Annotated in this window: 18 protein-coding genes and 3 riboswitches; of the genes, 11 read left to right on the top strand and 7 right to left on the bottom strand. The window is 73.3% G+C overall.

Going from position 1 to position 24,916, the window contains the following annotated elements:
* Positions 1–11: 11 nt before the first annotated feature.
* The 4 genes from Aeryth_RS14700 to Aeryth_RS14685 all read right to left on the bottom strand — a co-directional run bounded on the left by Aeryth_RS14700 (position 12) and on the right by Aeryth_RS14685 (position 5,362).
* Positions 12–995 (bottom strand): ribonucleotide-diphosphate reductase subunit beta, encoded by a 984-nt coding sequence (locus Aeryth_RS14700; RefSeq protein WP_067860251.1) that lies wholly within the window; start codon positions 993–995, stop codon positions 12–14.
* 139 nt (positions 996–1,134) lie between these two features.
* The gene (locus Aeryth_RS14695) at positions 1,135–3,678 is read right to left on the bottom strand and encodes a ribonucleoside-diphosphate reductase subunit alpha (protein ID WP_067860249.1); all 2,544 of its coding nucleotides are present in this window, start codon (positions 3,676–3,678) and stop codon (positions 1,135–1,137) included.
* Positions 3,679–3,808: 130 nt separating this feature from the next.
* A riboswitch (cobalamin riboswitch) is annotated at positions 3,809–4,028 on the bottom strand.
* 90 nt (positions 4,029–4,118) lie between these two features.
* Positions 4,119–4,949 carry a CbtA family protein gene (locus Aeryth_RS14690; RefSeq protein ID WP_067860247.1) on the bottom strand — a complete coding sequence of 277 codons (831 nt, stop codon included), beginning with the start codon at positions 4,947–4,949 and terminating at the stop codon, positions 4,119–4,121.
* Positions 4,950–5,143: 194 nt separating this feature from the next.
* Complete coding sequence (locus Aeryth_RS14685) at positions 5,144–5,362, bottom strand: CbtB domain-containing protein (protein ID WP_067860245.1); 219 nt, start codon at positions 5,360–5,362, stop codon at positions 5,144–5,146.
* Between the two features lie 265 nt (positions 5,363–5,627).
* On the opposite strand from Aeryth_RS14685, the gene cobT reads away from it, so the two are divergent.
* Entirely contained in the window at positions 5,628–6,680 is a 1,053-nt protein-coding gene (gene cobT / locus Aeryth_RS14680) for a nicotinate-nucleotide--dimethylbenzimidazole phosphoribosyltransferase (protein WP_236749754.1), read from the top strand.
* On the opposite strand, the gene Aeryth_RS14675 is transcribed toward cobT, so the two are convergent.
* Positions 6,677–7,717, bottom strand: a complete 1,041-nt coding sequence (locus tag Aeryth_RS14675) for an ABC transporter substrate-binding protein (protein ID WP_067860243.1) — start codon at positions 7,715–7,717, stop codon at positions 6,677–6,679. The genes cobT and Aeryth_RS14675 overlap by 4 nt on opposite strands.
* Before the next feature lie 61 nt (positions 7,718–7,778).
* Positions 7,779–7,960, bottom strand: a riboswitch (cobalamin riboswitch).
* Between the two features lie 308 nt (positions 7,961–8,268).
* Here Aeryth_RS14675 and Aeryth_RS14670 point away from each other — a divergent pair.
* From Aeryth_RS14670 to Aeryth_RS14635, 8 genes are all read left to right on the top strand, one after another.
* A complete protein-coding gene (locus Aeryth_RS14670) occupies positions 8,269–9,309 on the top strand; it encodes an ABC transporter substrate-binding protein (RefSeq protein ID WP_083516473.1) in 1,041 nt (346 codons plus the stop codon).
* On the top strand, positions 9,306–10,385 hold the full coding sequence (locus tag Aeryth_RS14665; protein ID WP_144433805.1) for a FecCD family ABC transporter permease: 1,080 nt from the start codon (positions 9,306–9,308) through the stop codon (positions 10,383–10,385). Before Aeryth_RS14670 ends, Aeryth_RS14665 begins: the two co-directional genes overlap by 4 nt.
* Before the next feature lie 12 nt (positions 10,386–10,397).
* Positions 10,398–11,162 carry an ABC transporter ATP-binding protein gene (locus Aeryth_RS14660; RefSeq protein WP_067860239.1) on the top strand — a complete coding sequence of 255 codons (765 nt, stop codon included), beginning with the start codon at positions 10,398–10,400 and terminating at the stop codon, positions 11,160–11,162.
* A 124-nt stretch (positions 11,163–11,286) separates the two neighbouring features.
* The gene (locus Aeryth_RS14655; RefSeq protein ID WP_067860237.1) at positions 11,287–12,183 is read left to right on the top strand and encodes a hypothetical protein; all 897 of its coding nucleotides are present in this window, start codon (positions 11,287–11,289) and stop codon (positions 12,181–12,183) included.
* Positions 12,180–12,836: a precorrin-8X methylmutase gene (locus Aeryth_RS14650; protein WP_067860235.1), complete on the top strand. Its 657-nt coding sequence runs from the start codon at positions 12,180–12,182 to the stop codon at positions 12,834–12,836. The genes Aeryth_RS14655 and Aeryth_RS14650 overlap by 4 nt, the downstream gene beginning before the upstream one ends.
* Positions 12,833–14,431, top strand: coding sequence for a precorrin-2 C(20)-methyltransferase (locus Aeryth_RS14645; protein ID WP_236749753.1), 1,599 nt, complete (start codon positions 12,833–12,835; stop codon positions 14,429–14,431). The genes Aeryth_RS14650 and Aeryth_RS14645 overlap by 4 nt, the downstream gene beginning before the upstream one ends.
* Positions 14,432–14,665: 234 nt before the next feature.
* Complete coding sequence (locus Aeryth_RS14640; RefSeq protein WP_067860233.1) at positions 14,666–16,078, top strand: hemolysin family protein; 1,413 nt, start codon at positions 14,666–14,668, stop codon at positions 16,076–16,078.
* Positions 16,075–17,082: a hemolysin family protein gene (locus Aeryth_RS14635; protein WP_236749752.1), complete on the top strand. Its 1,008-nt coding sequence runs from the start codon at positions 16,075–16,077 to the stop codon at positions 17,080–17,082. The genes Aeryth_RS14640 and Aeryth_RS14635 overlap by 4 nt, the downstream gene beginning before the upstream one ends.
* Positions 17,083–20,049: 2,967 nt before the next feature.
* Here Aeryth_RS14635 and Aeryth_RS14630 read toward each other — a convergent pair.
* On the bottom strand, positions 20,050–20,817 hold the full coding sequence (locus tag Aeryth_RS14630; RefSeq protein WP_067860230.1) for a cobalt-precorrin-4/precorrin-4 C(11)-methyltransferase: 768 nt from the start codon (positions 20,815–20,817) through the stop codon (positions 20,050–20,052).
* On the bottom strand, positions 20,814–22,043 hold the full coding sequence (locus tag Aeryth_RS14625) for a bifunctional cobalt-precorrin-7 (C(5))-methyltransferase/cobalt-precorrin-6B (C(15))-methyltransferase (protein WP_067860228.1): 1,230 nt from the start codon (positions 22,041–22,043) through the stop codon (positions 20,814–20,816). Before Aeryth_RS14625 ends, Aeryth_RS14630 begins: the two co-directional genes overlap by 4 nt.
* Positions 22,044–22,101: 58 nt before the next feature.
* Positions 22,102–22,234, top strand: a riboswitch (cobalamin riboswitch).
* Between the two features lie 22 nt (positions 22,235–22,256).
* Between Aeryth_RS14625 and Aeryth_RS14620 the strand changes: the two genes are divergently transcribed.
* Positions 22,257–24,302, top strand: coding sequence for a VWA domain-containing protein (locus tag Aeryth_RS14620; protein ID WP_067860226.1), 2,046 nt, complete (start codon positions 22,257–22,259; stop codon positions 24,300–24,302).
* Complete coding sequence (cobO, locus tag Aeryth_RS14615) at positions 24,302–24,916, top strand: cob(I)yrinic acid a,c-diamide adenosyltransferase (protein ID WP_067860224.1); 615 nt, start codon at positions 24,302–24,304, stop codon at positions 24,914–24,916. The genes Aeryth_RS14620 and cobO overlap by 1 nt, the downstream gene beginning before the upstream one ends.

Here is a 24,916-nt window from a genome sequence, read left to right as displayed (position 1 = left end):
CGCCCGCCCGCTCAGGAGCCCGCGCGGGCGTTGACCTCGTAGGAGGTGTTGATCGACTCGAAGAAGTTGACGAGCTGCAGGGTGTCGTTGGCCGTCGCCATCCACTTCGCCGGGTTCGCCGCTCCGTAGTGAGGCTCGAAGCCGAGCTCCTCCAGGCGCCGGTCGGCGAGGTAGCGGACGTAGGTGTTGATGTAGTCGGCGTTGAGCCCGAGGATCCCGTGCGGCAACAGGTCGCGGTTGTAGGCCTCCTCCATGGCCACCGCGTCGAGGACCATCTGGCGGATCTCCGCCGCGAACTCCTCGGTGGCGATCTCGGGGTTCTCGTCGAGCACCGTGAGGATCAGGTTGATGCCGAACTTCAGGTGCAGGCTCTCGTCGCGCACGATCCAGTCGACGAGGGAGCCGAAGTTGCGCAGCAGGTTCCGCTGCCGGAAGCTCAGCGCCACCATGAAGCCGGAGTAGAACCAGATCCCCTCGAGGATCACGTTGTACGCCACGAGGTTGCGGACGAAGTCCTGCTTGCCCGCGGTGGTCGTGATGTCGAGGGTCTGCTCGGTCATCCGCTGGATGAAGCGCACCTCGAAGGCCTCCTTGGCGGCCATCGACGGGACGTTCACGTGCGACTCGTACGCCGCGACCCGGTCGATGGGGAACGTCTCGAGCACGTACTCGAAGCTCATGCAGTGGTTGGCCTCCTCCCACATCTGCTTGGCGAGGTAGAGGTGGCACTCGGCCGCGTTGACGTAGGGGTACACGCCGAACGCGAGCGCCTTGTTGACGAGCAGCTCGTTGGGGTTGAAGTAGCTCATGAGGAAGGTGAGCGCGTGGCGCTCGTCGTCGCTCATGCGCTCGAAGTCGGCGAGGTCCTCACCGAGCTGGACCTCGTTGGGGAACCACGTGTTGGCGACGGCCTGGTCGTACAGCTCCATCGCCCACGGGTAGGTGACGGGCTTGAGCAGCAGGCCTTCGGCGATGCCGGTGCCGAGGATGGGCATGGGGGTTCTCGCTCTCTGGGGTCGGGGTGGTGAGGCGGCCGTCGCGGAGCCGGCTCGCGCGACGGCCGCCGGGTGGTCTCGATACGTCCGTCCCTGTTCGTGCCTCACGGGACGGACTACTCGACCAGCGGGTCCGTGGTTACTGGCAGGACTCGCACTGCAGGCGCTCCTGCGGATCGATCGGGCAGGCGGACCCGTCGACGACGTCGAGCTCCTGGATCTCCTCCGGCACGACGGCCACCGGAGCCGGGGCCGGGGTCGGGGCTGCGGTGGCGGCGCCGAAGCCGCGGCGGGCGCCGAAGCCGCGCCCGCCCGACGGCGTCGCGCCCCGCGGGGCGACGGTCTCGGCCTTGTTGACCCTGACGGTGCTCTGCTCGGCCGTGTGCCGCGGCATCATGTGCAGGTAGTAGGTCGTCTTGACGCCCATCCGCCACGCGGCCGCGTACAGGTCGACCATGTCGCCGACGTCGCGGCTGGCGAGGTAGATGTTGCGGCTGATCGCCTGGTCGATCCACTTCTGCGCGCGGGCCGCCACCTCGAGGAACGCGTACGGCGACAGCTGGAAGCTGGTCCGGTAGATCTCGACCAGGTCGGCGGGCGCGCCCTCGACCTTCGACAGGTCGCCCTGGTGGCGCAGCAGGTCCTCGCGCAGCGACTCCCACAGGCCTCGCTCGCGCAGGTCCTCGACGAGGTTGCGGTTGACCTCGAGGAACTTGCCCGCCGCGGTCGCCCGGCTGAAGATCTGGCTGAACTGCGGGTCCAGCCCCGGAGTGGTGCCGGCGACGAGGCCGATCGACGCGGTCGGCGCGATGGCCATCAGCGTGGAGTTGCGGACACCTCCCGCGACCTTGGCGCGCAGCGCGTCCCAGTCCAGGCGGGAGCGACGCGTGACGTCGACGGGCACGCCGCGGTCGGCCTCGAGCAGGTCGAGGGAGTCGAAGGGGACCATGCCCTGGCTCCAGCGCGACCCGGCGAAGTTCGGGTACGCGCCACGCTCGCGGGCGAGGTCGGCGGAGGCGTCGATCGCGTGCCAGCTGACGAACTCCATCAGCTCGTCCATGAGGTCGTAGGCGCGCTCGCTCTCGTAGGACCAGCCGAACCGCTCGACGACGTCGGTGAAGCCCATGACGCCGAGCCCGAGGGCGCGGTTCTCCTCGTTCGAGCGCTCCGACTCCGGCACCGAGCTGATCGTGATGTCGATGAGGTTGTCGAGCTGGCGGACGGCGAGCCGCGTGGACTCGGCGAGCCGGTCCCAGTCGACGCGTGCGTCGCCGCGGCGTCCGACCACGTGCCGGGAGAGGTTGATCGACGCCAGGTTGCAGACGCTGATGTTCTCGCGGTCCTGCGGCAGGCAGATCTCGGTGCACAGGTTCGACAGGTGGATCGTGCCGGTGTTCTGGTTGAGGGCGCGGGTGTTGACCGTGTCCTTCCAGGTGAGCCACGGGTGCGACGTCGTCTGCAGCGTCGTGAGGATGGCGCGGAACTGCTCGCGCGCCTTCAGCTTCTTGTGCCGGATCTCGCCGCGCTCGGCCTGCGCCGCGTACTCGGCGTAGCGGCGGCTGAACGCCTGGCCGAACAGCTCCGGCAGGTCGTCGACCTCGAGCGGGTCGAACAGGTACCAGTCGGCGTCGGCCTCGACCCGCTTCATGAACTCGTCGGAGATCCAGACGGCGGTGTTGGCCGTGCGCGTGCGCCGGTAGGGGTCGCCGGAGTTCTGCCGCAGGTCGAGGAACTGGCCGAAGTCGAGGTGCCAGTTCTCCATGTAGAAGCACAGGGCGCCGAACTTCTTGCCGCCCCGGCTCACGGCGCGCAACGTCGAGTCGATGGTGTGCATGAACGGGATCGGACCGGTCGAGCTGGTGTTGTTCGAGCGGATGGGGGAGCCCTCGGCGCGCAGCTGCGTGACCGAGAGGCCGATGCCGCCCGTGCCCTTCGTCAGCCACATGACGTCGCGGACGCTCTTGGCGATGTGCTCGATGTCGTCCTCCATCTGCATGACGAAGCAGTTGGAGAGCTGGCTGTACGCGGTGCCCGCGTTGACGAGCGTCGAGCCCGCGGCGAGGTACTCGAGGCGCGACATCTTGTCGTAGAACGACAGCGCGGCCGTCGTGGCGTCCTCCTCGTTCAGCGCGAGGCCCATCGCCACGCGCATCCAGAAGAACTGCGGCACCTCCAGGGGCGTGCCGTCGGGCTCGGTGATCATGTAGCGGTTGCGCATGGTCTGCGCGCCGACGTAGCGCAGCAGGTCGTCGCGGTCGGGGTCGAGCGCGGACCCGAGCCGCTCGAGGTCGAAGGCCTCGGCCAGCCGCTCGTCGAGCAGCCCGAGCTCGACGCCGCGCAGGATCGCGCGGACGAATGCCGGCCCGTGGAAGGCGTACACCTCCTCGCGCGTGACGCCCTCGCCGAAGATCTTCTTGTAGAGCGTCTTGACCAGCAGGCGCGACGCGATCGTGTCGAAGGCCGGGTCGTCCTTGACGTTCTGCAGTGCGACGCCGATGACGGCCTCGTCGAGCTGCTCGCTGCTGATGCCGTCGAACAGCGTGATCTCCAGCTCGGCGCGCAGCTGCGTCGCCCGGGAGACCTGGTCGGGCAGGCCGGTGGCGGCCTCCTCGATGGATCTCGCGATCTCGTAGCCGTCGTAGTCCGCTCGGCTGCCGTCGCGCTTGATGACGGTGATGGTCATCGGTTCACCCCTCGTGAACTCGTCGTGACTGACGCAGTCCACGGGCACGCGGGGAGAGGAGGACGGGTCGCGGGCACGCCACGACGTCGTCTGATCCTTGGACCTTCCCACGAGGTCGCGGACCTCCACCGGTGGCGGTGGAGCACTGGCAGGTCTTCGGACTCGCGGGCCAGGCATCGCTGCCGCCTACTGGGTGTCGCTTCCCAGGGATGCATCTCTGCAGGGCCCCAGTGCTGATGACACCGTTCGTTCCCACTCACCGCTGCGGGGCAGTTCCGGTCTCTCACCGGATTCCCTCTTGCGACGACCCGTCTGGATGACGGGCCGAACCAGCTGCACGACCCACCATATACGGGGAACTACACGAATGTAACCCCTACATCTTGGGTTCATGTGAACGCCGCCTCCCAGTTGTCGGGAGGCGGCGTCTGCGGACGAGGTCAGAGTGCGGCGGCGGCCGCCCGGCGCTCGACGTCGGCCTGGTGCGCCCGCCAGGTGCGGGCCGTGAGCCCGGTGAGGGCGAGGGCGACACCGGCCCACAGTGCGGTGCTCGTGGCGAGCGAGCCGATGCGGAAGGCGTACAGGGTGGTGGCCGGGAAGGAGTCCGGGACCTCGTCGATGGGCGCGAGGACGAGACCGGCGACACCGACCACGACGACGTACAGGGCGGCCCCGGCGACGACCGCCACCCACGGGCCGCGGGCCAGCAGGGCGCGCGCGAGCAGGACGGCGGCCACGACGGCCAGCAGCGACACGGCGACGAAGCTGAAGTACAGGGCGGTGCGCTCGCCGATCGTGTCGGCCGAGCCGACCGCCGGCGGGTTCGGCGGGTACTTCAGCCACGGCACGACGGTGTAGGCGAGGTAGGCCAGCAGCACCACGACGGCGGTGGAGCCCACCGGGCCGAGCCCGCCGAGCCGGCCGACGGCGAAGGCCGAGGCGATGCCGACGACGCCGCCGGCGACGAGCCCGACGATGATCGTGGCGGTCGCGAGGCCGGGGCCGGCCTGCTCGCCTCGGCTGATCGCGGCGTCCTCGTCACCGTGGGAGTGTCCGCCGGACTCCTCGTGGGAGTGCGCGCCCTCCTCGTGCGAGTGGCCCGCGTCGGCGGCGGCACCGCCGGACTCCTCGAGGGCGATCGCGCGGTCGATGGGCGGCTCGCCGACCACGGAGGCTGCGGCGAAGGCCAGCACGCCGCCGAGCAGACCGGCGAGCAGGCCGTGGACGAGGAACGTGCGGGCGGTCAGGTGGGGTGTGCGGGTGGTGCTCATGGGTCGGGTCCTTCCCGAGCGGAGCGGCGCGACACGTCCCGTCGCGCTGACGGGTCGCTCGGGCCGCGGTTCGACGACAGGGAGCCCACGGTGTCGCCGCGGGCTCGGGGCGGGTGCCCGGAGGCCGGGTCCGCTGGCAGGACCGACCGGGCTCAGGCCCGGTCAGCCGCAGGGTCGGTCAGGGGCAGCGTCGTTCAGTGGCAGGGGAAGCCGAGCAGGTGGCGTCCGTCGTGGACCCACTCGTGCACGCCGGTGCCGGAGATGAGGGAGGTCGCGCCCTGCTCGGCGCCCACGAAGTAGAGCGCGACGAGGGCGAGGAGCGCGATGAACAGCGCCCAGGGGGCGAGCTCGCGGACCGGGATGGAGACGACCGGCACCGCGGGGGTGTCGACGGAGGGGTTCAGCTGCGACATGGCAGGCCTTTCCTGAGGGATGAGTGCGTCCCGTGGATGGAGGGCTGTCGACGACCAGGGTCTGGCTCCGTCTCCCCGGTGCTGCTGGGGCGACGTCACAGTAGCGCTACTGCGCCGGACTTCCACCGGCTTCCGTGGTGGTCGACGTGCCGAGCGTAGGGCATGGGCCGGCCGGTGCCACCGGGGTGTGGCGCGCGTCTCATGGTGCGAGCGCGCGTGCCTCCTGCTCCTGCTGCTCGCCGGGACGACGTCGTACCGTTCACCCGTGACCGTCGAGCCCGTGAGCACCCCGTCCGCCGTCCGTCCTCCCGACCCGGCGATCCACGCTGCGGCACGCGAGCGGCTCGCAGGCCTGGCCACGCCTCCCGGGGCGCTGGGCCGGCTGGGCGACCTCGCCTGCTGGGTGGCGGCGACGCAGGGCGAGGTGCCGCCGCGTCCGGTCGACCAGGTGCGCGCCGTGGTGCTCGCCGGCGACCACGGCGTGACCGCGTCGGGCGTCTCCGCGTTCCCGAGCGCCGTCACGCCCGCGATGGTCCGCACGTTCGCCGCCGGACGCGCCGGGGCGAGCGTCCTCGCCGCCCAGCACGGCGTGAGCCTGCGCGTGCTCGACCTCGGCGTCGACGACGACCTCGCCGACCTGCCCGACGCGGTGCGCGCCCACAAGGTGCGGCGGGGCAGCGGGGCGATCGACGTCGAGGATGCGCTGTCCGCGGACGAGACGGCCCGGGCGCTGGCCGCCGGCCGGGCGATCGCGGCGGAGGAGATCGCCGCCGGTGCCCAGCTGCTCGTCACGGGCGACATGGGCATCGGCAACACGACCCCGACGGCCGCGCTGGTGGCTGCCTCGCTCGGGCTGCCGGGCTCGGAGGTCGTCGGCCGCGGCACCGGCATCGACGACGCGTCGCTCGTGCGCAAGGGTGAGGTCGTGCAGGCGGCCCTCGACCGTGCGGGCGACCGCGTGGCCGACCCCGTCGAGCGGCTGGCGGCGCTCGGCAGCGCCGACCTCGCCGCGACGGTCGGCTTCCTGGTCGCGGCGGCGCAGGCCGGGGTGCCGGTGCTGCTCGACGGGCTGATCTCGGTGGCCTGCGCGCTCACCGCCGACGACCTCGCACCGGGTGCGTCGGCGTGGTTCGCCGCCGGGCACCGCTCCACGGAGCCGGCGCAGTCGCTCGCCCTGGAGAAGCTCGGCCTCGAGCCGCTGCTCGACCTCGGCCTGCGTCTGGGCGAGGGCAGCGGCGCGCTCGCGGCCGTCCCGCTCGTGCGCTCCGCCGCCCTCCTGCTGCGCGACGTCGCGCTGTTGTCGGAGGTCCTCGGCTAGCGCCCGTCGGGCACGACGCCCAGGTCGCGCAGACCCTGCGCGAGCTGCTCGATCCCGTCGACGTTGCGGATCGACGGGTCCATCGTGGTGCCGCCGAGCACCACGTAACGACGCTTCTTGACGGCGGTGAGCTGACGCGCGACGGGGTCGGACTCGAGGAAGCGGATCTTGGCCTCCGCGCTGTCGCCGTCGCCACCGCGCTCGAGGTCGGCGAGCACGAGGACGGTCGGGTCGGCGTCGAGGATCGACTCCCAGCTCGTCTCGGGCCAGAGCCGCTCGTTGTCGCCGAACGCGTTCGTGGCCCCGACCGCGCGCGTCATGAGCCCCGGGGCGCCGCAGCACCCGGCCATGTAGGGACTCTTCGTCGACGCGTACCACCAGCCGAGCGTCACGTCGTCGGCGTCGAGGTCGACGGTCACCTTCCGGGCCCGCTCCCGCAGCTCGGCGACGAGCCGGTCGCCGCGGTCCTCGACGCCGGTCAGGCGCGACACGTCGCCGATCTCGGCGTAGAGGTCGTCGAGGGTGAGCGGCTCGTCGTGCGGGGCGTCCTGGCCGCCGCACTCGCTGGGCGACTGGTACGTGGGGATGCCGACCTCGTCGAACTTCCGGCGGGGCGCGACGCCCTCGCCGGTGAACGCGTAGGCGAACGTGGCGTAGACGAGGTCGGGCTCGAGCGAGAGCATCGACTCGAAGCCGGGGAACTCGGCGTCGAGGGCCTTCGTCCTGCGGGCCTCGGCCTTCAGCCCCGGCAGGAAGTCGTGGTCGCTGACGCCGTAGCCGGCCATCCGGTCGGCGAGGCCGAGGCTCAGCAGCAGCTCGGTGGCGGGCTGGTTGATGGCGACGATGCGGCGGGGCGGTGCCGTCTCGGTGACGTCGTGCCCGCAGTTCTCGACGGTGACCGGGAACCCGGCCGCGGCGGACGCGTCGTCGGTGGATCGTGGTGACGAGGAGCCGCACGCAGCGAGCGGCGCGGCGAGGCAGAGGGTGGCCAGGAGGGCGGTGGTGCGGCGCGGGCGTGCGCCGACGGGGGAGGGCATGGGGTCTCGTCTCGGGTCCGGGGGCTCCGTGCGCGAGAGCCCCGAGTCGGGTGACGCCGCCCCGGTGGGGTGGCGGCCAGCAGGTCTTCGGACTCGGGGTCGCGGTGACGGACCGCCTTCCCAGGAGCGAGCTCCCAGTGGCGTCGTGGCCCGCCACGTCTCCCACACCGCTGCGCGTCAGTCCCGGGGTCGCACCGGGTTCCCTGACCCTCTGCGAGGGTGACTGGCGCGCTCACCGTAGCAGCGGCGGGGGTGCCGGGCCGTGGGCGGCGAACAGGGCGCGGCGGGGTGCCGGGCCCTGGGCGGCGGATAGGCCCGGCGGGGGTGCCGGGCCCTGGGCGGCGAGGGGGCGCGGCGAACGGGACCAGCGGGGGACCGGCTGGCCGGGTGCTACGGTGCGGCTGCCACGTGAGGGAACCCGGTCGAAGTCCGGGACTGACGCGCAACGGTAGGGGCCATGGCCCGAGTCCGACACCCGGTGGCGACCCGCGGCGTCCGCCGCGGGGCTCCCGACGGGTCTCGCGACACGGACCCCTGAGCGAAGGATCGCGATGCGACCACGCCGCCCCCTCTCCCTCCTCGCGACGGCCGCGCTCGCGGCGCCGCTGCTCGCCGGCTGCGGCTCCTCGACGTCGGCGTCGTCGGCCGACGCCGGCGGCACCGAGGCCGCCGGGTTCCCCGCCAGCGTCGAGCGCTGCGACCGACGGATCACGGTCGACGCGCCGCCGCAGCGCATCGCGTCGCTGAACCAGGGCAGCACGGAGATCCTGCTGAGCCTCGGGCTCGCCGACCGCATGGTGGGCGCGGCCGGGTGGACTGACCCGATCCTGCCGTCGCTGGCCGACGAGAACGAGAAGGTCGACCGGCTGGCCGACCAGGCCCCGTCGTTCGAGGAGCTGCTGGCCACCGAGCCCGACCTGGTGACGGCGTCGTTCGCGAACACGCTGAGCGAGGGCGGGGTCGCGACGCCGCAGCAGCTGGCCGACGTCGGCGTGCCGGCGTACCTGTCGGCGGCGGAGTGCGAGAAGTCCGACTTCGGCGGGGGCGACGGCGCGCGCGACCGGCCGCTGGAGATGTCGACGATCTACGCCGAGGTGCGCGACCTCGCCGCGCTCACGGGCACCGAGGAGCGTGGCGAGGAGGTCGTGTCGTCGCTGCAGCAGCGGCTCGCGGCGGCGTCGCGGACGCCGTTCGACGACGTGTCGGTCTTCTACTGGTTCGCCAACGCCGAGGCGCCGTACGGTGCGGGCTGCTGCGGCGGTCCGGGCATCGTGACCCGCGCGCTCGGCCTGACCAACGTCTTCGAGGACCAGCAGGCGGAGTGGCCGCAGATCGGCTGGGAGTCGATCGCCGCCGCCGACCCCGACGTGCTGGTGATCGGCGACCTGACGCGCAAGAGCCAGACCGCCGAGTCGGCGCGCGCGAAGATCGCCTTCCTCGAGTCCAACCCCGTCACCCGGCGCATGACGGCGGTGCGCGAGAAGCGGTACGTGCTGCTGCCGGGTGCCGCCCTGAACCCGTCGATCCGCACGGTCGACGCCGTCGAGACGGTGGCCGAGGGGCTGCGCAGCCTGGGGTACGAGCCGTCGTGACCCTGCTCCCCCCGGCGCTGCGCAGGACGGCGCCCTCGACCTCGGGTCCGTCGCGTCCGGCGCGCGCCGGACGGGCGGCCGTCCTGTGGTCGGCGGCGCTCGTGGGCCTGCTGGTCTCGATCGCGGTCGCGACGACGATCGGGCCGTCGGGGCTCGGCCCGGGCGACGCGTTCGCGGTCGCGCTGTCGCGGTTGGGCGTCGCGCCGTCGGGCCTCACGGGCATCCAGGAGGCGATCATCTGGGACCTGCGCCTGCCGCGGGCCGTGCTGGCGGCCGCCTGTGGTGCGGGGCTGGCGCTCTGCGGGGTGGTGCTGCAGTCGCTGCTGCGCAACCCGCTGGCCGACCCGTTCGTGCTCGGGATCTCCTCCGGCGCCTCGGCCGGTGCTGTCGCGATCGTCGTGCTCGGGGTGGGCGCCGGCGCCGCGACGCTCGCCTCCGGTGCGTTCGTCGGGGCGCTGCTGGCCTTCGCGCTGGTGCTGCTGCTCGGCACGCTGGCCGGCGGCACGACCGACCGGATGATCCTCGCGGGGGTCGCGGCCACGCAGCTGTTCTCGGCGCTGACGTCGTTCATCGTCTTCACCGCGGCCGACGCCGAGCAGACCCGCGGGGTGCTGTTCTGGCTGCTCGGCTCGCTCGGCACGGCGTCGTGGCGCGACGTCGTGGTGTGCGGGGGCGTGGTGCTCGTCGGGCTGCTGCTGTGCTGGCTCGCGGCGGGCTCGCTCGACGCGTTCACGTTCGGCGAGGACGCCGCCTCGGCGCTCGGCGTCTCCGTGCAGCGCACCCGGCTGCTGCTGCTCGTGGTCACCGCGCTCATGACGGCCGTCATCGTGTCGACGTCGGGGGCCATCGGGTTCGTCGGGCTCGTGCTGCCGCACGCCGCGCGCGCGGTCGTCGGCTCGCGGCACCGCGTGCTGCTGCCGGTGTCGGCGGTGCTCGGAGCGGTGTTCCTGGTGTGGGTCGACGTCGGCGCGCGGACGGTCATCGCGCCGCAGGAGCTGCCGGTCGGCGTCGCGACGGCGCTCGTGGGCGTGCCGGCGTTCGTCGTGATCCTGGTGCGGAGGCGGCGTCGTGGCTGAGGCGGGACGGGCATGAGCATCCTCGCGGTCGACGTCCGGTGGGGTGTGCGCGGCAAGGTCGTGGTCGACGGCGTGAGCCTCGACGTGGCGCCGGGCAGCACGGTGGGGCTGCTGGGACCGAACGGGTCGGGCAAGTCGTCGCTGCTGCGGCTGCTGGCGGGGTTGCGGCCGGCGTCGTCGGGCGTGGTGCGCCTCGGCGACGACGACCTCGCGAGCCTGGGTCGGCGCCAGGTGGCGCGTCGGCTCGCGATGGTCGACCAGGAGGTCGTGACCGACACCGATCCCACCGTGCGCGACGTCGTGGGCCTCGGTCGGCTCCCGCACCGGCCGTCGTGGGCGCCGCTGAGCGCCACCGACCGCGCCGTCGTGGAGGCCTCCGCCGCGACCACCCGGACGGGTCACCTGCTGGAGCGGCCCTACTCGACGTTGTCCGGCGGGGAGCGGCAGCGGGTGCAGATCGCCCGCGCGCTGGCGCAGGAGCCGACCGAGCTGCTGCTCGACGAGCCGACCAACCACCTCGACGTCCGGCACCAGCTGGAGCTGCTGGAGCTGGTGCGGGCCGCCTCGACCACGACGGTGATGGCGCTGCACGACCTCAACCTGGCGGCGCGGTACTGCGACGCGCTGGTGGTGCTCGCCGACGGCCGGGTGCGGGCGGCGGGACGTCCGGCCGACGTGCTCACCACCGAGCTCATCGCCGACGTCTACGGCGTCGACGCGCAGGTGCAGAGCGTCGACGGCGCGCCGCACGTGCGGTTCACCGGGGTGCTCGCGTGAGCGTGCTCTCCCGGACGGCTGGCCCGTCACGTCGGTGCGGTGTGACAGGATCGACGCCGTCCTGGAGCGGTCCGGCAGGCCGCCGGACCCCCGTCCGTGCTCGAGGGACAGGGGAGGAGACGGCGTGACGAGCCCACGTGACCGCGCCGACCGGTGCCCCGGCGTGTGCCGGCCGTGGATCGCCGACGACGGCGCGCTGGTGCGCCTGCGGCTGGTCGGCGGTCGGCTGCCCACGGCGGCCCTCGCGCGTCTGCTCGACGTCGCGGAGCGGCACGGCGACGGCACGGTCGGGCTGACGCGCCGTGCCAACCTGCAGGTGCGCGGCATCGCGTCCGTCGACGGCAGGCTGCCGGAGCCCGTCGTGGCCGACCTCGCGGCGACCGGCCTGCTGCCGAGCCGCAGCCACGAGCTCGTGCGCAACGTGATGGTCTCGCCGCTGTCGGGTCGGCTGAGCGGTCGGGCCGACCTGCGGCCGGTCGCCGAGCGCTACGACGCGCTCGTGTGTGCCGACCCCGACCTGGCCGACCTGTCGGCACGGTTCCTCGTCGTCCTCGACGACGGTCGCGGCGACCTCGTCGACCGCTCGCTCGACGTCGGCGCGGTCGCGGTCGACGACGGTCACGCGCAGGTGCGTGCCGGTCGGCACTGGGGCGAGGTCGTGCCGCTCGAGGCGCTGCCCGAGGTGCTGGGTGCCCTGGCCCACCGCTTCCGGCGCATGCGTCCCGACGTGGGCACGTGGCACGTCGACGACCTGCCGCGCGGCGGCGCGGCCGTGCTGGGCGACCTGCACGCCCGCGACCTGCGCACCCAGGTCCGGGCCCTCCCGCTGCCGGAGGGCCCCGGGCTGCAGGACGACGGACGCCGGTTCGTCCACGTGCCCGTCGAGGGTGGCGTGCTGCGCCGGCCCGACGTCGACCGGCTGCTCGCGCTGGCCGAGGGCGAGCTGCTCGTGACCCCGTGGCGCAGCGTGGTCGTGCCCGACCTGACCGTGACCTCCGACCTGTCGAGGGAGACCGCATGAGACCCCCCACCCGGCGCTTCGAGTACGAGGGCAGCGGCGCTGCCATCTACGTCGACTCCTTCGCGACCATCCGGCGCGAGACCGACCTGACGGGCATCCCGGCCGACGCCGAGAAGGTGGCCGTGCGGATGATCCACGGCACGGGCCAGACCGACCTCGTCGACGACATGGTCGTGCACCCGCGGCTCGTGTCGGCGGCCCGCGAGGCGTTGCAGGCCGGCGCGCCGATCCTGTGCGACGCGACGATGGTGGCGTCGGGCGTCACGCGCGCGCGGCTGCCGAAGGACAACGACGTGCTCTGCCTGCTGCGCGACGAGCGCGTGCCCGACCTCGCGCGGGAGTGGGGCACGACCCGCTCCGCGGCCGCGGTGTCGCTGTGGGGTGACCGGCTCGACGGTGCCGTCGTCGCGATCGGCAACGCGCCCACCGCCCTGTTCCACCTGCTCGAGCTGCTCGCCGACGGTGCACCGCGCCCGGCCGCGGTCGTCGGGGTGCCGGTGGGGTTCATCGGTGCGGCCGAGTCGAAGGACGCGTTGGCGGCCTTCGCGCAGACGCACGGCATCGACGTCCCGTTCGTGACCGTGCGCGGACGTCGCGGCGGCTCCGCCATGGCGGCGTCGGCGCTCAACGCGCTCGCGCAGGAGAAGGAGTGAGCGGCGGAGACGTCGTCGGCCCGGCGGGGGTGCCGGGCGGCGGGCGGCAGGACAGCAGTGGCCGGCTGTGGGGCGTGGGCGTCGGCCCCGGTGACCCCGAGCTGGTGACGTTGAAGACCGCGCGGCTCATCCGCGACGCCGACGTCGTCGCCTACCACCAGGGCGTGGGCAAGCGCTCGAACGCGCGGCGCATCGTCGACGGCCTGGTGCCGGCGGACGTCGTCGAGGAGGTGCTGCAGTACCCGGTCACCACGGGCACGGCGGAGCACCCCGGCGGCTACGCGGGGGCGATGGCCGACTTCTACGAGGAGTGCGCGCAGCGGCTGCGCGAGCACTTGGCGGCGGGTCGCGACGTCGTGGTGCTGGCCGAGGGCGACCCCATGTTCTACGGCTCGTTCATGTACCTGCACGACCGGTTGTCCGAGGAGTTCGAGACCGAGGTCGTGGCGGGGGTGCCGGCGTTCGCCGCCGCCACGGCGCTGGCCGCCACGCCGCTGGTGCGCCAGACCGACGTGCTCACGGTCCTGCCGGGCACGCTGCCGGAGGCGGAGCTGGCGCGACGCCTCGCCGACACCGACGGCGCCATCATCATGAAGCTCGGCCGCACGTTCCCGGCCGTCCGCTCGGCGCTGGAGCAGGCCGGCCGGCTCGACACCGCGCTCTACGTCGAGCGTGCCTCGATGCCCGAGCAGCGCTGGCTGCCGGTCGCCGACGTCGACCCGACGTCGGTGCCCTACTTCTCCCTCGTCGTGGTCCCGGGCGACGGCCACGGCGCCCGCTACGACGCCGCGCCGTCGGCGCGAGCCGGGTCGTCGTCGCCCGTCCCGGGCGAGGAGTCGGTCGGCGACCTCACGCACCAGGGGGAGGTGGTGGTCGTCGGGCTCGGACCGGGCCCCGATGCCTGGCTCACCCCCGAGGCCTCCGACGAGCTGGCGCAGGTCGGGCACGTCGTCGGGTACGCGCCGTACGTCGCGCGCGTGCCGCAGCGGGTGGGGCTGCAGCGTCACGCGTCGGGCAACACGGTCGAGCTCGACCGTGCCACGCACGCGCTCGAGCTGGCGAGGTCGGGGGAGCGGGTGGCCGTCGTGTCCGGCGGCGACGCCGGCGTCTTCGGCATGGCCACCGCGGTGCTGGAGGCGCAGGAGGCGCAGCCGCACCTGCACGACGTCACCGTCCGCGTGGTGCCCGGCGTCTCGGCCGTGCAGGCGGTCGCCGCCCGCGCCGGCGCGCCGATCGGCGGCGACTTCGCCGTCATGAGCCTGTCGGACCGGCTCAAGCCGTGGTCGGTCGTCGAGAGGCGGCTGCGCGCCGTGGCCGACGCTGACCTCGTCCTCGCCGTCTACAACCCGCGCTCGCGCTCGCGCACCACGCAGGTCGCCGACATGCGGCGGATCCTGCTCGAGCACCGCGACCCCTCCACCGTCGTCGTGGTCGGCCGCGACGTCGGGCGCGCCGAGGAGTCGCTGCAGGTGACCACCCTCGCCGACCTCGACCCCGAGTCCATCGACATGAAGTGCCTGCTCGTCGTCGGCTCGTCGCACACCCGGGTCAGCCCCACCGGCGCCGTCTGGACGTCGCGGTCGGTCGACGCCTGACCATCCCCGACTTCTGGACACTTCCGGGGCGCCGTAGGGGCCCACAACGCCCCGGAAGTGTCCACGACGCATGGATGTGCGCGGGAGGTCGAGCGCTGAGACGATCGGCACGTCGGGAACTCGCCGGCCCGCCGGCTCGTTCCCCCACTGATCACGACCCTCCACAGAGAGAGCCATGGACCCCAGTCGAAGTCCCCAGACCGTGACCACCCGCGACCCGGAGAGGCGCGTGCGGTGATCACGGTCCTCCTCCTGCTGCTCGGCCTGCTGGTCGTGCTCGCCATCACCGCCGCGACGGGCTACTTCGTCGCCCAGGAGTTCGCCTACATGGCGGTCGACCGGTCGCGGCTGAACTCCCTCGCGGCGCAGGGCGACAAGGGCGCCCAGCGTGCGCTCGCGGTCACCAACCGCACGTCGTTCATGCTGTCCGGCGCCCAGCTCGGCATCACCGTCACGGGCCTGCTCGTCGGCTACGTCGCCGAGCCGCTCATCGGCCGTGCCTTCGGCGAGATCCTCGGCGGCGTCGGCGTGCCGACCGCGGTCGGCATCGGCATCGGCACGGTGCTGGCGCTGGTGTTCGCGACGTTCGTGCAGATGCTGTTCGGCGAGCTGTTCCCGAAGAACCTCGCGATCGCCCGACCCGAGCCCGTCGCCCGCTGGCTGGCGCGCTCCACCAACCTCTACCTCGCGGTCTTCGGCTGGCTGATCTGGTTCTTCGACCAGGCCTCGAACGTGCTGTTGCGCGCGCTGCGGATCGAGCCCGTGCACGACGTCGACAGCACCGCGACCGCACGCGACCTCGAGCACATCGTCGCCGAGTCGCGCGAGAGCGGCGACCTCCCGCGCGACCTCTCCCTGCTCCTCGACCGGGTCATCGACTTCCCGCGCCGCGACGTCGAGCACGCCATGATCCCGCGCTCGCGCGTCGACGTCGTGCGTCCCGACGACACCGTCGACGCCGTGCGCGAGCAGATGTCGACCGGCCACTCCCGCTACCCCGTCCTCGACGACGACGACCGGCTCGTCGGCGTCGTGCACCTCGTCGACGTCATGACCGCCCGCGAGGGCACCGCCGCCGACCTCGCGCGCGAGCCCGTCGTCGTGCCCGAGGTGATGCTGCTGCCCGTGGCGCGCCGCACGCTCGAGCGCGCCCGGCAGCAGCTGGCCTGCGTGATCGACGAGTACGGCGGACTCTCCGGCGTGCTCACCATCGAGGACCTCGCGGAGGAGCTGGTCGGCGAGATCACCGACGAGCACGACGACGAGCGACCCCTCGCCGTGGTCGACGGCGACGACGCCTGGCTGTTCTCCGGCGACGCGCCGCTCGACGAGGTCGAGCGGGTCATCGACCACGACCTGCCCGAGCTCGACGACGTCGAGACCGTGTCGGGCCTCGTCATCGCGCAGGCGGGTGCGCTCCCCGAGGCCGGCGACGGCGTCGAGCTCGACCTGCCGCCCGACGCCGCGACGCTCGTCCTCGACGACCAGCCCGCCGCCCCGCGCCTGCGCTTCGACGTGCTCGAGGTCGAGCACTACGTGCCGTCGTCGGTGCGGGTCAGCTGGGTCGTCCGGCCCTACGTGGAGCCGTCCGACGACGTCGACGAGATCGCGCCCCAGCGCGCCGACGAGACCGAGGTGCCCCGATGATGAGCAACCCCTGGGTGGTCCTCGCGGTCACCGTCGTGATCATCGCGGCGAGCGCGTTCTTCGTCGCGATCGAGTTCGCGCTGCTGGCCGCGCGCCGGCACCGGCTGGAGGACGCCGCCCCGCACAGCCGCGCCGCACGAGCCGCGCTGCGCTCCTCCTCCGAGCTCACGGTGCTGCTGGCGGGCGCGCAGCTCGGCATCACGCTGTGTGTCCTGGCGCTCGGCGCAACCGCGAAGCCGGCCGTGCACTACGCGCTCACGCCGCTGTTCGAGGGCTGGGGCATGCCGTACTGGGTGGCCGACGCCGCCGGGTTCGTCATCGCGCTGGTCGTCATGACCTTCCTGCACCTCGTGGTGGGCGAGATGATGCCGAAGTCGTGGGCGATCGCCCACCCGGAGCGGTCGGCGACGATGCTCGCGATCCCGATGCGCGGGTTCATGTGGTTCACCCGGCCGATCCTCACGATGCTCAACGGCGCGGCCAACCGGTGCCTCGTGCTCGTGGGCGTCGACCCGGTCGACACCGTGGCCGGCGGCTCCACGCCGGACGACCTGCGGCACCTGGTCAAGCACTCCGCCGAGGCGGGCGCGCTCGAGGCGGGCTACTCCGCGTCGCTGTCGCGGGCCCTGGGCCTGCGCGACCTCACCGTCGCCGACCTGCTGAAGCCGGGCGCGGTGCCCACGTCAGTCCCGTCGGGCAGCACGGTCGCCGACGTGCAGGCCGCGGCGGAGCGCAGCGGGCACCTGCGGATCCTCGTCGTCGACGGCGGCGAGGTCGCCGGCGTGGTGCACGTGCGCGAGACCCTGGTGCGCGACGCCGACGAGGGCGTGGCCGACCTGGTGCGCGAGCCGTTCCACCTCGACCCGGCGACGCCGGTGCACGAGGCTCTCGCGGTCATGCGCGAGACCAGCCAGCACCTCGCCGTGGTCCGCACCGAGCACGGCATCGGCGTCGTGACCCTCGCCGACGTCCTCCGCCGTCTCCTCGACGAGGTCCCCGCCTGACCCCACCGTTGGCACTCGTCGCGGCTGCTCGACCAGCGGTGGGTTTCGCTGGTCGAGTGCCTCCACGAGCGCCAGCGAGAGGAGGCGTATCGAGACCACTCTGGGTGGTCGCTGGGGGTTGGCTCGCGCTGATCTGTTGCCGGGTGGTCTCGATACGCAGGGACCTCGCAAGCTCGTCCCTGCTACTCGACCAGCGATCCGATCCGCTGGTCGAGTAGTCCGGCCCGCGACGAAGGAGCTGGGGCGGACGTATCGAGACCACTCTGGGCTGGCGCTGGGGGTAGGCCCGCGCTGATCCGTTGCCGGGTGGTCTCGATACGCAGGGACCTCGCAAGCTCGTCCCTGCTACTCGACCAGCGGAACGCGTCGCTGGTCGAGTGCCTCCACGAGCGCCAGCGAGGCGAGGCGTATCGAGACCACTCTGGGTGGTCGCTGGGGGTTGGCCCGCGCTGGGCCGTTGCCGGGTGGTCTCGATAGGCGGCACCGGGCTCCTTCGTTGCCGGTGCCGCTACTCGACCAGCGGAACCCGCCGCTGGTCGAGTGCCTCCACGAGCGCTAGCGAGGGGAGGTGTATCGAGACCACTCTGGGTGGTCGCTGGGGGTTGGCTCGCGCTGATCCGTTGCCGGGTGGTCTCGATACGCAGGGACCTCGCAAGCTCGTCCCTGCTACTCGACCAGCGATCCGATCCGCTGGTCGAGTAGTCCGGCCCGCGACGAAGGAGCAGGGGCGGACGTATCGAGACCACTCTGGGCTGGCGCTGGGGGTCGGCCCGCGCTGAGCCGTTGCCGGGTGGTCTCGATACGCGGCACCGGGCTCCTTCGTCGCCGGTGCCGCTACTCGACCAGCGGAACGCGTCGCTGGTCGAGTGCCTCCACGAGCGCCAGCGAGGGGAGGTGTATCGAGACCACTCTGGGTGGTCGCTGGGGGTTGGCTCGCGCTGATCTGTTGCCGGGTGGTCTCGATACGCAGGGACCTCGCAAGCTCGTCCCTGCTACTCGACCAGCGGAACCCGCCGCTGGTCGAGTAGCCCGGCCCGCGACGAAGGAGCTGGGGCGGACGTATCGAGACCACTCTGGGCTGGCGCTGGGGGTCGGCCCGCGCTGAGCCGTTGCCGGGTGGTCTCGATACGCGGCACCGGGCTCCTTCGTCGCCGGTGCCGCTACTCGACCAGCGGAACGCGTCGCTGGTCGAGTGCCTCCACGAGCGCCAGCGAGGGGAGGCGTATCGAGACCACTCTGGGTGGTCGCTGGGGGTTGGCTCGCGCTGATCTGTTGCCGGGTGGTCTCGATACGCAGGGACCTCGCAAGCTCGTCCCTGCTACTCGACCAGCGATCCGATCCGCTGGTCGAGTAGTCCGGCCCGCGACGAAGGAGCTGGGGCGGACGTATCGAGACCACTCTGGGCTGGCGCTGGGGGTAGGCCCGCGCTGATCCGTTGCCGGGTGGTCTCGATACGCAGGGACCTCGCAAGCTCGTCCCTGCTACTCGACCAGCGGAACGCGTCGCTGGTCGAGTGCCTCCACGAGCGCCAGCGAGGCGAGGCGTATCGAGACCACTCTGGGTGGTCGCTGGGGGTTGGCCCGCGCTGGGCCGTTGCCGGGTGGTCTCGATAGGCGGCACCGGGCTCCTTCGTTGCCGGTGCCGCTACTCGACCAGCGGAACCCGCCGCTGGTCGAGTGCCTCCACGAGCGCTAGCGAGGGGAGGTGTATCGAGACCACTCTGGGTGGTCGCTGGGGGTTGGCTCGCGCTGATCCGTTGCCGGGTGGTCTCGATACGCAGGGACCTCGCAAGCTCGTCCCTGCTACTCGACCAGCGATCCGATCCGCTGGTCGAGTAGTCCGGCCCGCGACGAAGGAGCAGGGGCGGACGTATCGAGACCACTCTGGGCTGGCGCTGGGGGTCGGCCCGCGCTGAGCCGTTGCCGGGTGGTCTCGATACGCGGCACCGGGCTCCTTCGTCGCCGGTGCCGCTACTCGACCAGCGGAACGCGTCGCTGGTCGAGTGCCTCCACGAGCGCCAGCGAGGGGAGGTGTATCGAGACCACTCTGGGTGGTCGCTGGGGGTTGGCTCGCGCTGATCTGTTGCCGGGTGGTCTCGATACGCAGGGACCTCGCAAGCTCGTCCCTGCTACTCGACCAGCGGAACCCGCCGCTGGTCGAGTAGCCCGGCCCGCGACGAAGGAGCTGGGGCGGACGTATCGAGACCACTCTGGGCTGGCGCTGGGGGTCGGCCCGCGCTGAGCCGTTGCCGGGTGGTCTCGATACGCGGCACCGGGCTCCTTCGTCGCCGGTGCCGCTACTCGACCAGCGGAACGCGTCGCTGGTCGAGTGCCTCCACGAGCGCCAGCGAGGGGAGGTGTATCGAGACCACTCTGGGTGGTCGCTGGGGGTTGGCTCGCGCTGATCTGTTGCCGGGTGGTCTCGATACGCAGGGACCTCGCAAGCTCGTCCCTGCTACTCGACCAGCGGAACGCGTCGCTGCTCGAGTGCCTCCACGAGCGCCAGCGAGGCGAGGCGTATCGAGACCACTCTGGGTGGTCGCTGGGGGTTGGCCCGCGCTGGGCCGTTGCCGGGTGGTCTCGATAGGCGGCACCGGACTCTTTCGTCGCCGGTGCCGCTACTCGACCAGCGGAACGCGTCGCTGGTCGAGTGCCTCCACGAGCGCCAGCGAGGGGAGGTGTATCGAGACCACTCTGGGTGGTCGCTGGGGGTTGGCCCGCGCTGATCCGTTGCCGGGTGGTCTCGATACGCGGCACCGGGCTCCTTCGTCGCCGGTGCCGCTACTCGACCAGCGGAACGCGTCGCTGGTCGAGTGCCTCCACGAGCGCCAGCGAGGGGAGGTGTATCGAGACCACTCTGGGTGGTCGCTGGGGGTTGGCTCGCGCTGATCTGTTGCCGGGTGGTCTCGATACGCGGCACCGGGCTCCTTCGTCGCCGGTGCCGCTACTCGACCAGCGGGAGGGGCGGCTACTCGGCCGGCGGGAGGCGGCGCTTGGAGGTGCGGTCGCGGGTGGGGGAGTACAGGTAGGACTCCGCGCCGTCGGGGCGGGCGACGGCCGGGCCGACGAGGATCACCGCGGCCTGGCGCAGGCCAGCCGCCTCGACCTGGTCGGCGACGTCGGCGAGGGTGCCGCGCAGCACGACCTCGGCCTCCTGCGACGCGTTCGCGACGACGGCGACGGGGGTGTCGTCGCCGAGCACCGCGGCGAGGCGCTCGGCCAGCGGACGCGTGCGGGTGATCGCCAGGTGCAGGGCCAGCGTCGCGCCGGTGGCGGCGAACGCCTCCAGCTCCTCGCTCGACGGCATCGCCGTCGAGCGGGCCTGGGTGCGCGTCAGCACGACCGACTGCACCACCTCGGGCACGGTCAGCTCGACGCCGAGCCGCGCGGCCGCCGCGGCGTACGCGGGCACCCCGGGCGTCACGTCCCACGGCACCTGCGCGGCGTCGAGGCGACGGGTCAGCTCGTGCAGCGCCGAGTACAGCGACGGGTCGCCCGACGACAGCCGCACGACCTCCAGGCCCGCGCGGTGCGCGTCGACGACGACCTCAGTGATCTGGTCGAGGTCGAGGTTCTGCGTGTCGACGAGCCGCGCGTCGGGGCGGCAGTGCTCCAGCACGGCCTCGACGTAGGTGCCGGCGTAGACCACGACGTCGGCACGCTCCAGCAGGCGAGCCGCGCGGACGGTGAGCAGGTCGGCGGCCCCCGGTCCGGCGCCCACCACGTGCACGGTCATTCCTGCGCCCCCTTGACGACGGACAGCTGCGTGACGGCCCGCGCGGGCGTCCACGACGTGAACGAGCCCAGCGGGGCGGCGGTCTCGACGAGCAGGCGCACCAGCTCGCCGCCGACCCGGCCGCGCCACGCGACCAGCAGCTGCTCGGTCTCCAGCGTCACGCCGTGGACGACGAGCCGACCGCCCGGCCGCAGGGCCGCCCAGCAGGCGTCGAGGACGCCGTCGACCGTGGCGCCGCCGCCGACGAACACCGCGTCGGGGGCGTCGAGGCCTGCGAGCGCCTCCGGGGCGCGGCCGGCGACGACGCGCAGGTCGGGGACGCCGAGCGTCCTGGCGTTCCTGCCGATGCGCTCGGCGCGCTCGGGGTCGCGCTCGACCGCGACCGCCCGGCACGACGGGTGGGTGCGCGACCACTCGACGGCGACGGACCCGGCGCCCGCCCCGACGTCCCACAGCAGCGCTCCCGGCGTGGGTGCGAGCCGGGCGAGGGCGCTCGCGCGGACGTCGCGCTTGGTCACCTGGCCGTCGTGCTCGAAGGCGTCGTCGGGCAGGCCGGGGACGAGCGGCAGCACGCGCGCGCCGTCGTCGACCTGCACGGCGAGCACGGTGAGCGGGCCGACGTCGGCCGACCACGTGGCGGCGACGCCGTCGACGCGGCTCTCGTGGTCGGAGCCGAGGTCGCCGAGCGCGGTGAGGGTGCTGGTGCCGTAGCCCTGCGCGGCGAGCAGGTCCGCCACCTGTGCCGGGGTCGAGGCGTCGGAGCAGAGCACGAGCAGCCGCCCGCCGGGGTGCAGGCGGGTGACGAGCCGGTGCACGTCGCGCCCGACCAGCGTGACCACCTCCGACGACTCCGCCGACCAGCGCATGCGGGCACGTGCGAGCGCCACCGACGAGACGCCCGGCAGCACCTCCACGGCGTCGGCGCCCAGCAGCGAGACGAGCGTGGTGCCGATGCCCGACACGAGCGGGTCGCCCGACGCGAGCGCCACGACCCGGCGTCCAGCGTGCTCCTCCAGGAGCGTGGGCAGGCCCTCGCGCAAGGGCGACGGCCAGGGCACGCGGGTCGCGCCGACGTCGGCGGGCACGAGCGCGAGGTGCCGCTCGCCGCCGAGGAGCACGTCGGCGGCCTCGACCGCGGCGCGTCGGGCGGCGTCGAGGCCGGCCCAGCCGTCGGCCCCGACGCCCACGACGACGACGGTGCCGGGCGCGCGACGGGGGGTGCTCATGTCCGGCGAGGCTAGTGCCTGCACACGGACGCAGCGCGCCCCGGTAGCCTGGCTCGGACAAACTGCACACGCGCGAGGTGCCCCAGAGGGTTGGGGAGAATCGGGAAGCCGGTGGAAGTCCGGCACAGGGTCCGCTGCGGTGACCACCTAGGGGTGGAAGTCCGAAGACCGGCCTCGCGCCGCACCAGCCATGGCGATCGAGCGGGAGCCCTCATGCCACAGCACTACCCCTTCACCGCCGTCGTCGGCGCCGAGCTCGACCAGCTCGACGACATGGCGCTGGCCCTCGTCCTCACGACGATCTCGCCCGCGATCGGCGGGGTCCTCGTGCGCGGGGAGAAGGGCACGGCCAAGTCGACGCTCGTGCGCGCGCTGGCCGCGGTGCTGCCGCCCATCGACGTCGTGAAGGGCGACCGGTTCTCCAGCGACCCCGCCGACCCCGCGCCGCTCTCGCCCGACGGCCCGTTCGGTCCCGACGCGGAGGCCGAGACGCGGCCGGTGCGGCTCGTCGAGCTGCCCGTCGGAGCCACCGAGGACCGCGTGCTCGGCTCCCTCGACCTCGAGCAGGCGCTCGGCAGCGGCATCACCCGCTACGAGCCCGGTCTGCTCGCCCGCGCGCACCGCGGCGTGCTGTACGTCGACGAGGTCAACCTGCTGCACGACCACCTCGTCGACCTCCTGCTCGACGCCGCCGCGATGGGCCGCTCGACGGTCGAGCGCGACGGTGTGTCCGTCGAGCACGCCGCCCGGTTCGTGCTGATCGGCACCATGAACCCCGAGGAGGGCGAGCTGCGCCCGCAGCTGCTCGACCGCTTCGGCCTGGCGGTCGAGGTCGCCGCGCCGCGCGACCCGCAGGCCCGCGCCGAGGTCGTGCGCCGCCGGCTCGCGTTCGACGCCGACCCCGCCGGGTTCGCCGCACGCTTCGCCGAGCAGGACGCCGCGCTCACGGCGCGGATCCGCCGGGCGCAGGAGCTGGTGGCCGAGGTCGAGCTCGACGACGCGACGCTCGTGTCGATCGCCGAGCTGTGCGCGGCCTTCGAGGTCGACGGCCTGCGCGCCGACATCGTCACCGCCCGCACCGCCGCCGCGCACGCCGCCTGGCACGGCCGCACCACGATCACGCGCGACGACGTCCGCGCCGCCGCCCGTCTCGCGCTGCCGCACCGGCGTCGGCGCAACCCGTTCGACGAGACGGGCCTCGACGAGTCGCAGCTCGACGACCTCCTCGGACCCGACGAGCCGCCCGCGGGCGGGCCCGAGGACGGGCCCGGCGACGGTGGTCCTGACGACGGCGGCCCTGACGGTGGGGGTCCCGAAGGTGGACCCGGAGGCGCGCCCGAGAGCGGGTCGGCCGCCTCGGCACCCGCCACCCCGCCCACGCCGCCCGGGGGCGACGCCCCTGAGGGATCCGGCCAGGCGCAGGAATCGACGGTGGGCGCCGGTGAGCCCGTGCGGGCGCGGCTGCTGCAGGTCGACGGCGTCGGCGCCGGGGTGTCCGGACGTCGCTCGCGCGCCATCACCGACGACGGTCGCCGCATCGGCGCGCGCACGCCCGCCGGACGGTCGGGGTCGCTGCACCTCGTCGAGACCGTGCGCGCCGCGGCCCCCCACCAGCACGCCCGCGGACGGGCCGACGGGGGCCGGGTGCTGCTGCGCCCCGCCGACCTGCGCGTGGCCGTGCGCGAGGGACGCGAGTCCAACCTCGTGCTGCTGTGCGTCGACGCCTCCGGCTCGATGGCCGCGCGCCGCCGCATGGAGCAGGTCAAGACCGCCGTGCTGTCGCTGCTGCTCGACGCCTACCAGCGTCGCGACAAGGTGGGCCTGGTGACCTTCCGGGGCGCCACCGCCTCGCTCGACCTCCCGCCGACGTCGTCGGTCGACGTCGCCGCACGTCGGCTCGAGGAGCTGCCCGCCGGCGGCCGCACGCCGCTCGCCGAGGGTCTCGCCACCGCAGCCGACGCTCTCCGCCTGGAGGGCATCCGCGACCCGCTGCGCCGACCGCTCCTCGTCGTCGTCACCGACGGCCGCGCCACGTCGGGGCCCGACGCCCTCGCCCGCGCCCACCGCGCCGCCGACCACGTGCGCGCCACCCGGGTGGCCTCCGTCGTCGTCGACTGCGAGACCGGCGGGTTCCGCCTCGGCCTCGCCGGCGTGCTGGCCGACCGGCTCGGCGCCCAGCACCTGCCGCTCGGCGAGGTCAGCGCCGACTCGCTGACGTCCGTCGTCCGGTCCGCCCAGGTGAGCGGGGAGGTGGCCTGATGCCCCAGGGCCAGCCGCTGGTCGTCCCCGACGACGGCCTCACCACCCGCCAGCGTCGCAACCGTCCGCTCGTCATGGTCCACACCGGGCCCGGCAAGGGGAAGTCGACCGCCGCGTTCGGCCTCGCCATGCGCGCCTGGAACCAGGGCTGGAAGGTCGGCGTGTTCCAGTTCGTGAAGTCCGCCAAGTGGCGCGTCGGCGAGCAGAGCGTGCTCGAGCACCTGGGCCGCCTGCACGAGACCGAGGGCCTCGGCGGGCCCGTCGAGTGGCACAAGATGGGCTCGGGCTGGTCGTGGTCGCGCAAGTCGGGCACCGACGACGACCACGCCGTCGCCGCCGCCGAGGGCTGGGCCGAGATCAAGCGTCGCCTCGCCACCGAGACGCACGACCTCTACGTGCTCGACGAGTTCACCTACCCGATGAAGTGGGGCTGGGTCGACGTCGACGACGTCGCCGACACGCTCGCGTCGCGCCCCGGCCGCCAGCACGTGGTGATCACCGGCCGCGACGCCGCCCCCCGGCTCCTGGAGGTCGCCGACCTCGTCACCGAGATGACGAAGGTCAAGCACCCCATGGACGTCGGCCAGAAGGGTCAGCGAGGCATCGAGTGGTGA

This window comes from Aeromicrobium erythreum (assembly GCF_001509405.1).
GTDB classification, from domain to species: Bacteria; Actinomycetota; Actinomycetes; order Propionibacteriales; family Nocardioidaceae; genus Aeromicrobium; species Aeromicrobium erythreum.
This window is presented reverse-complemented; position numbering and strand designations above follow the sequence as displayed.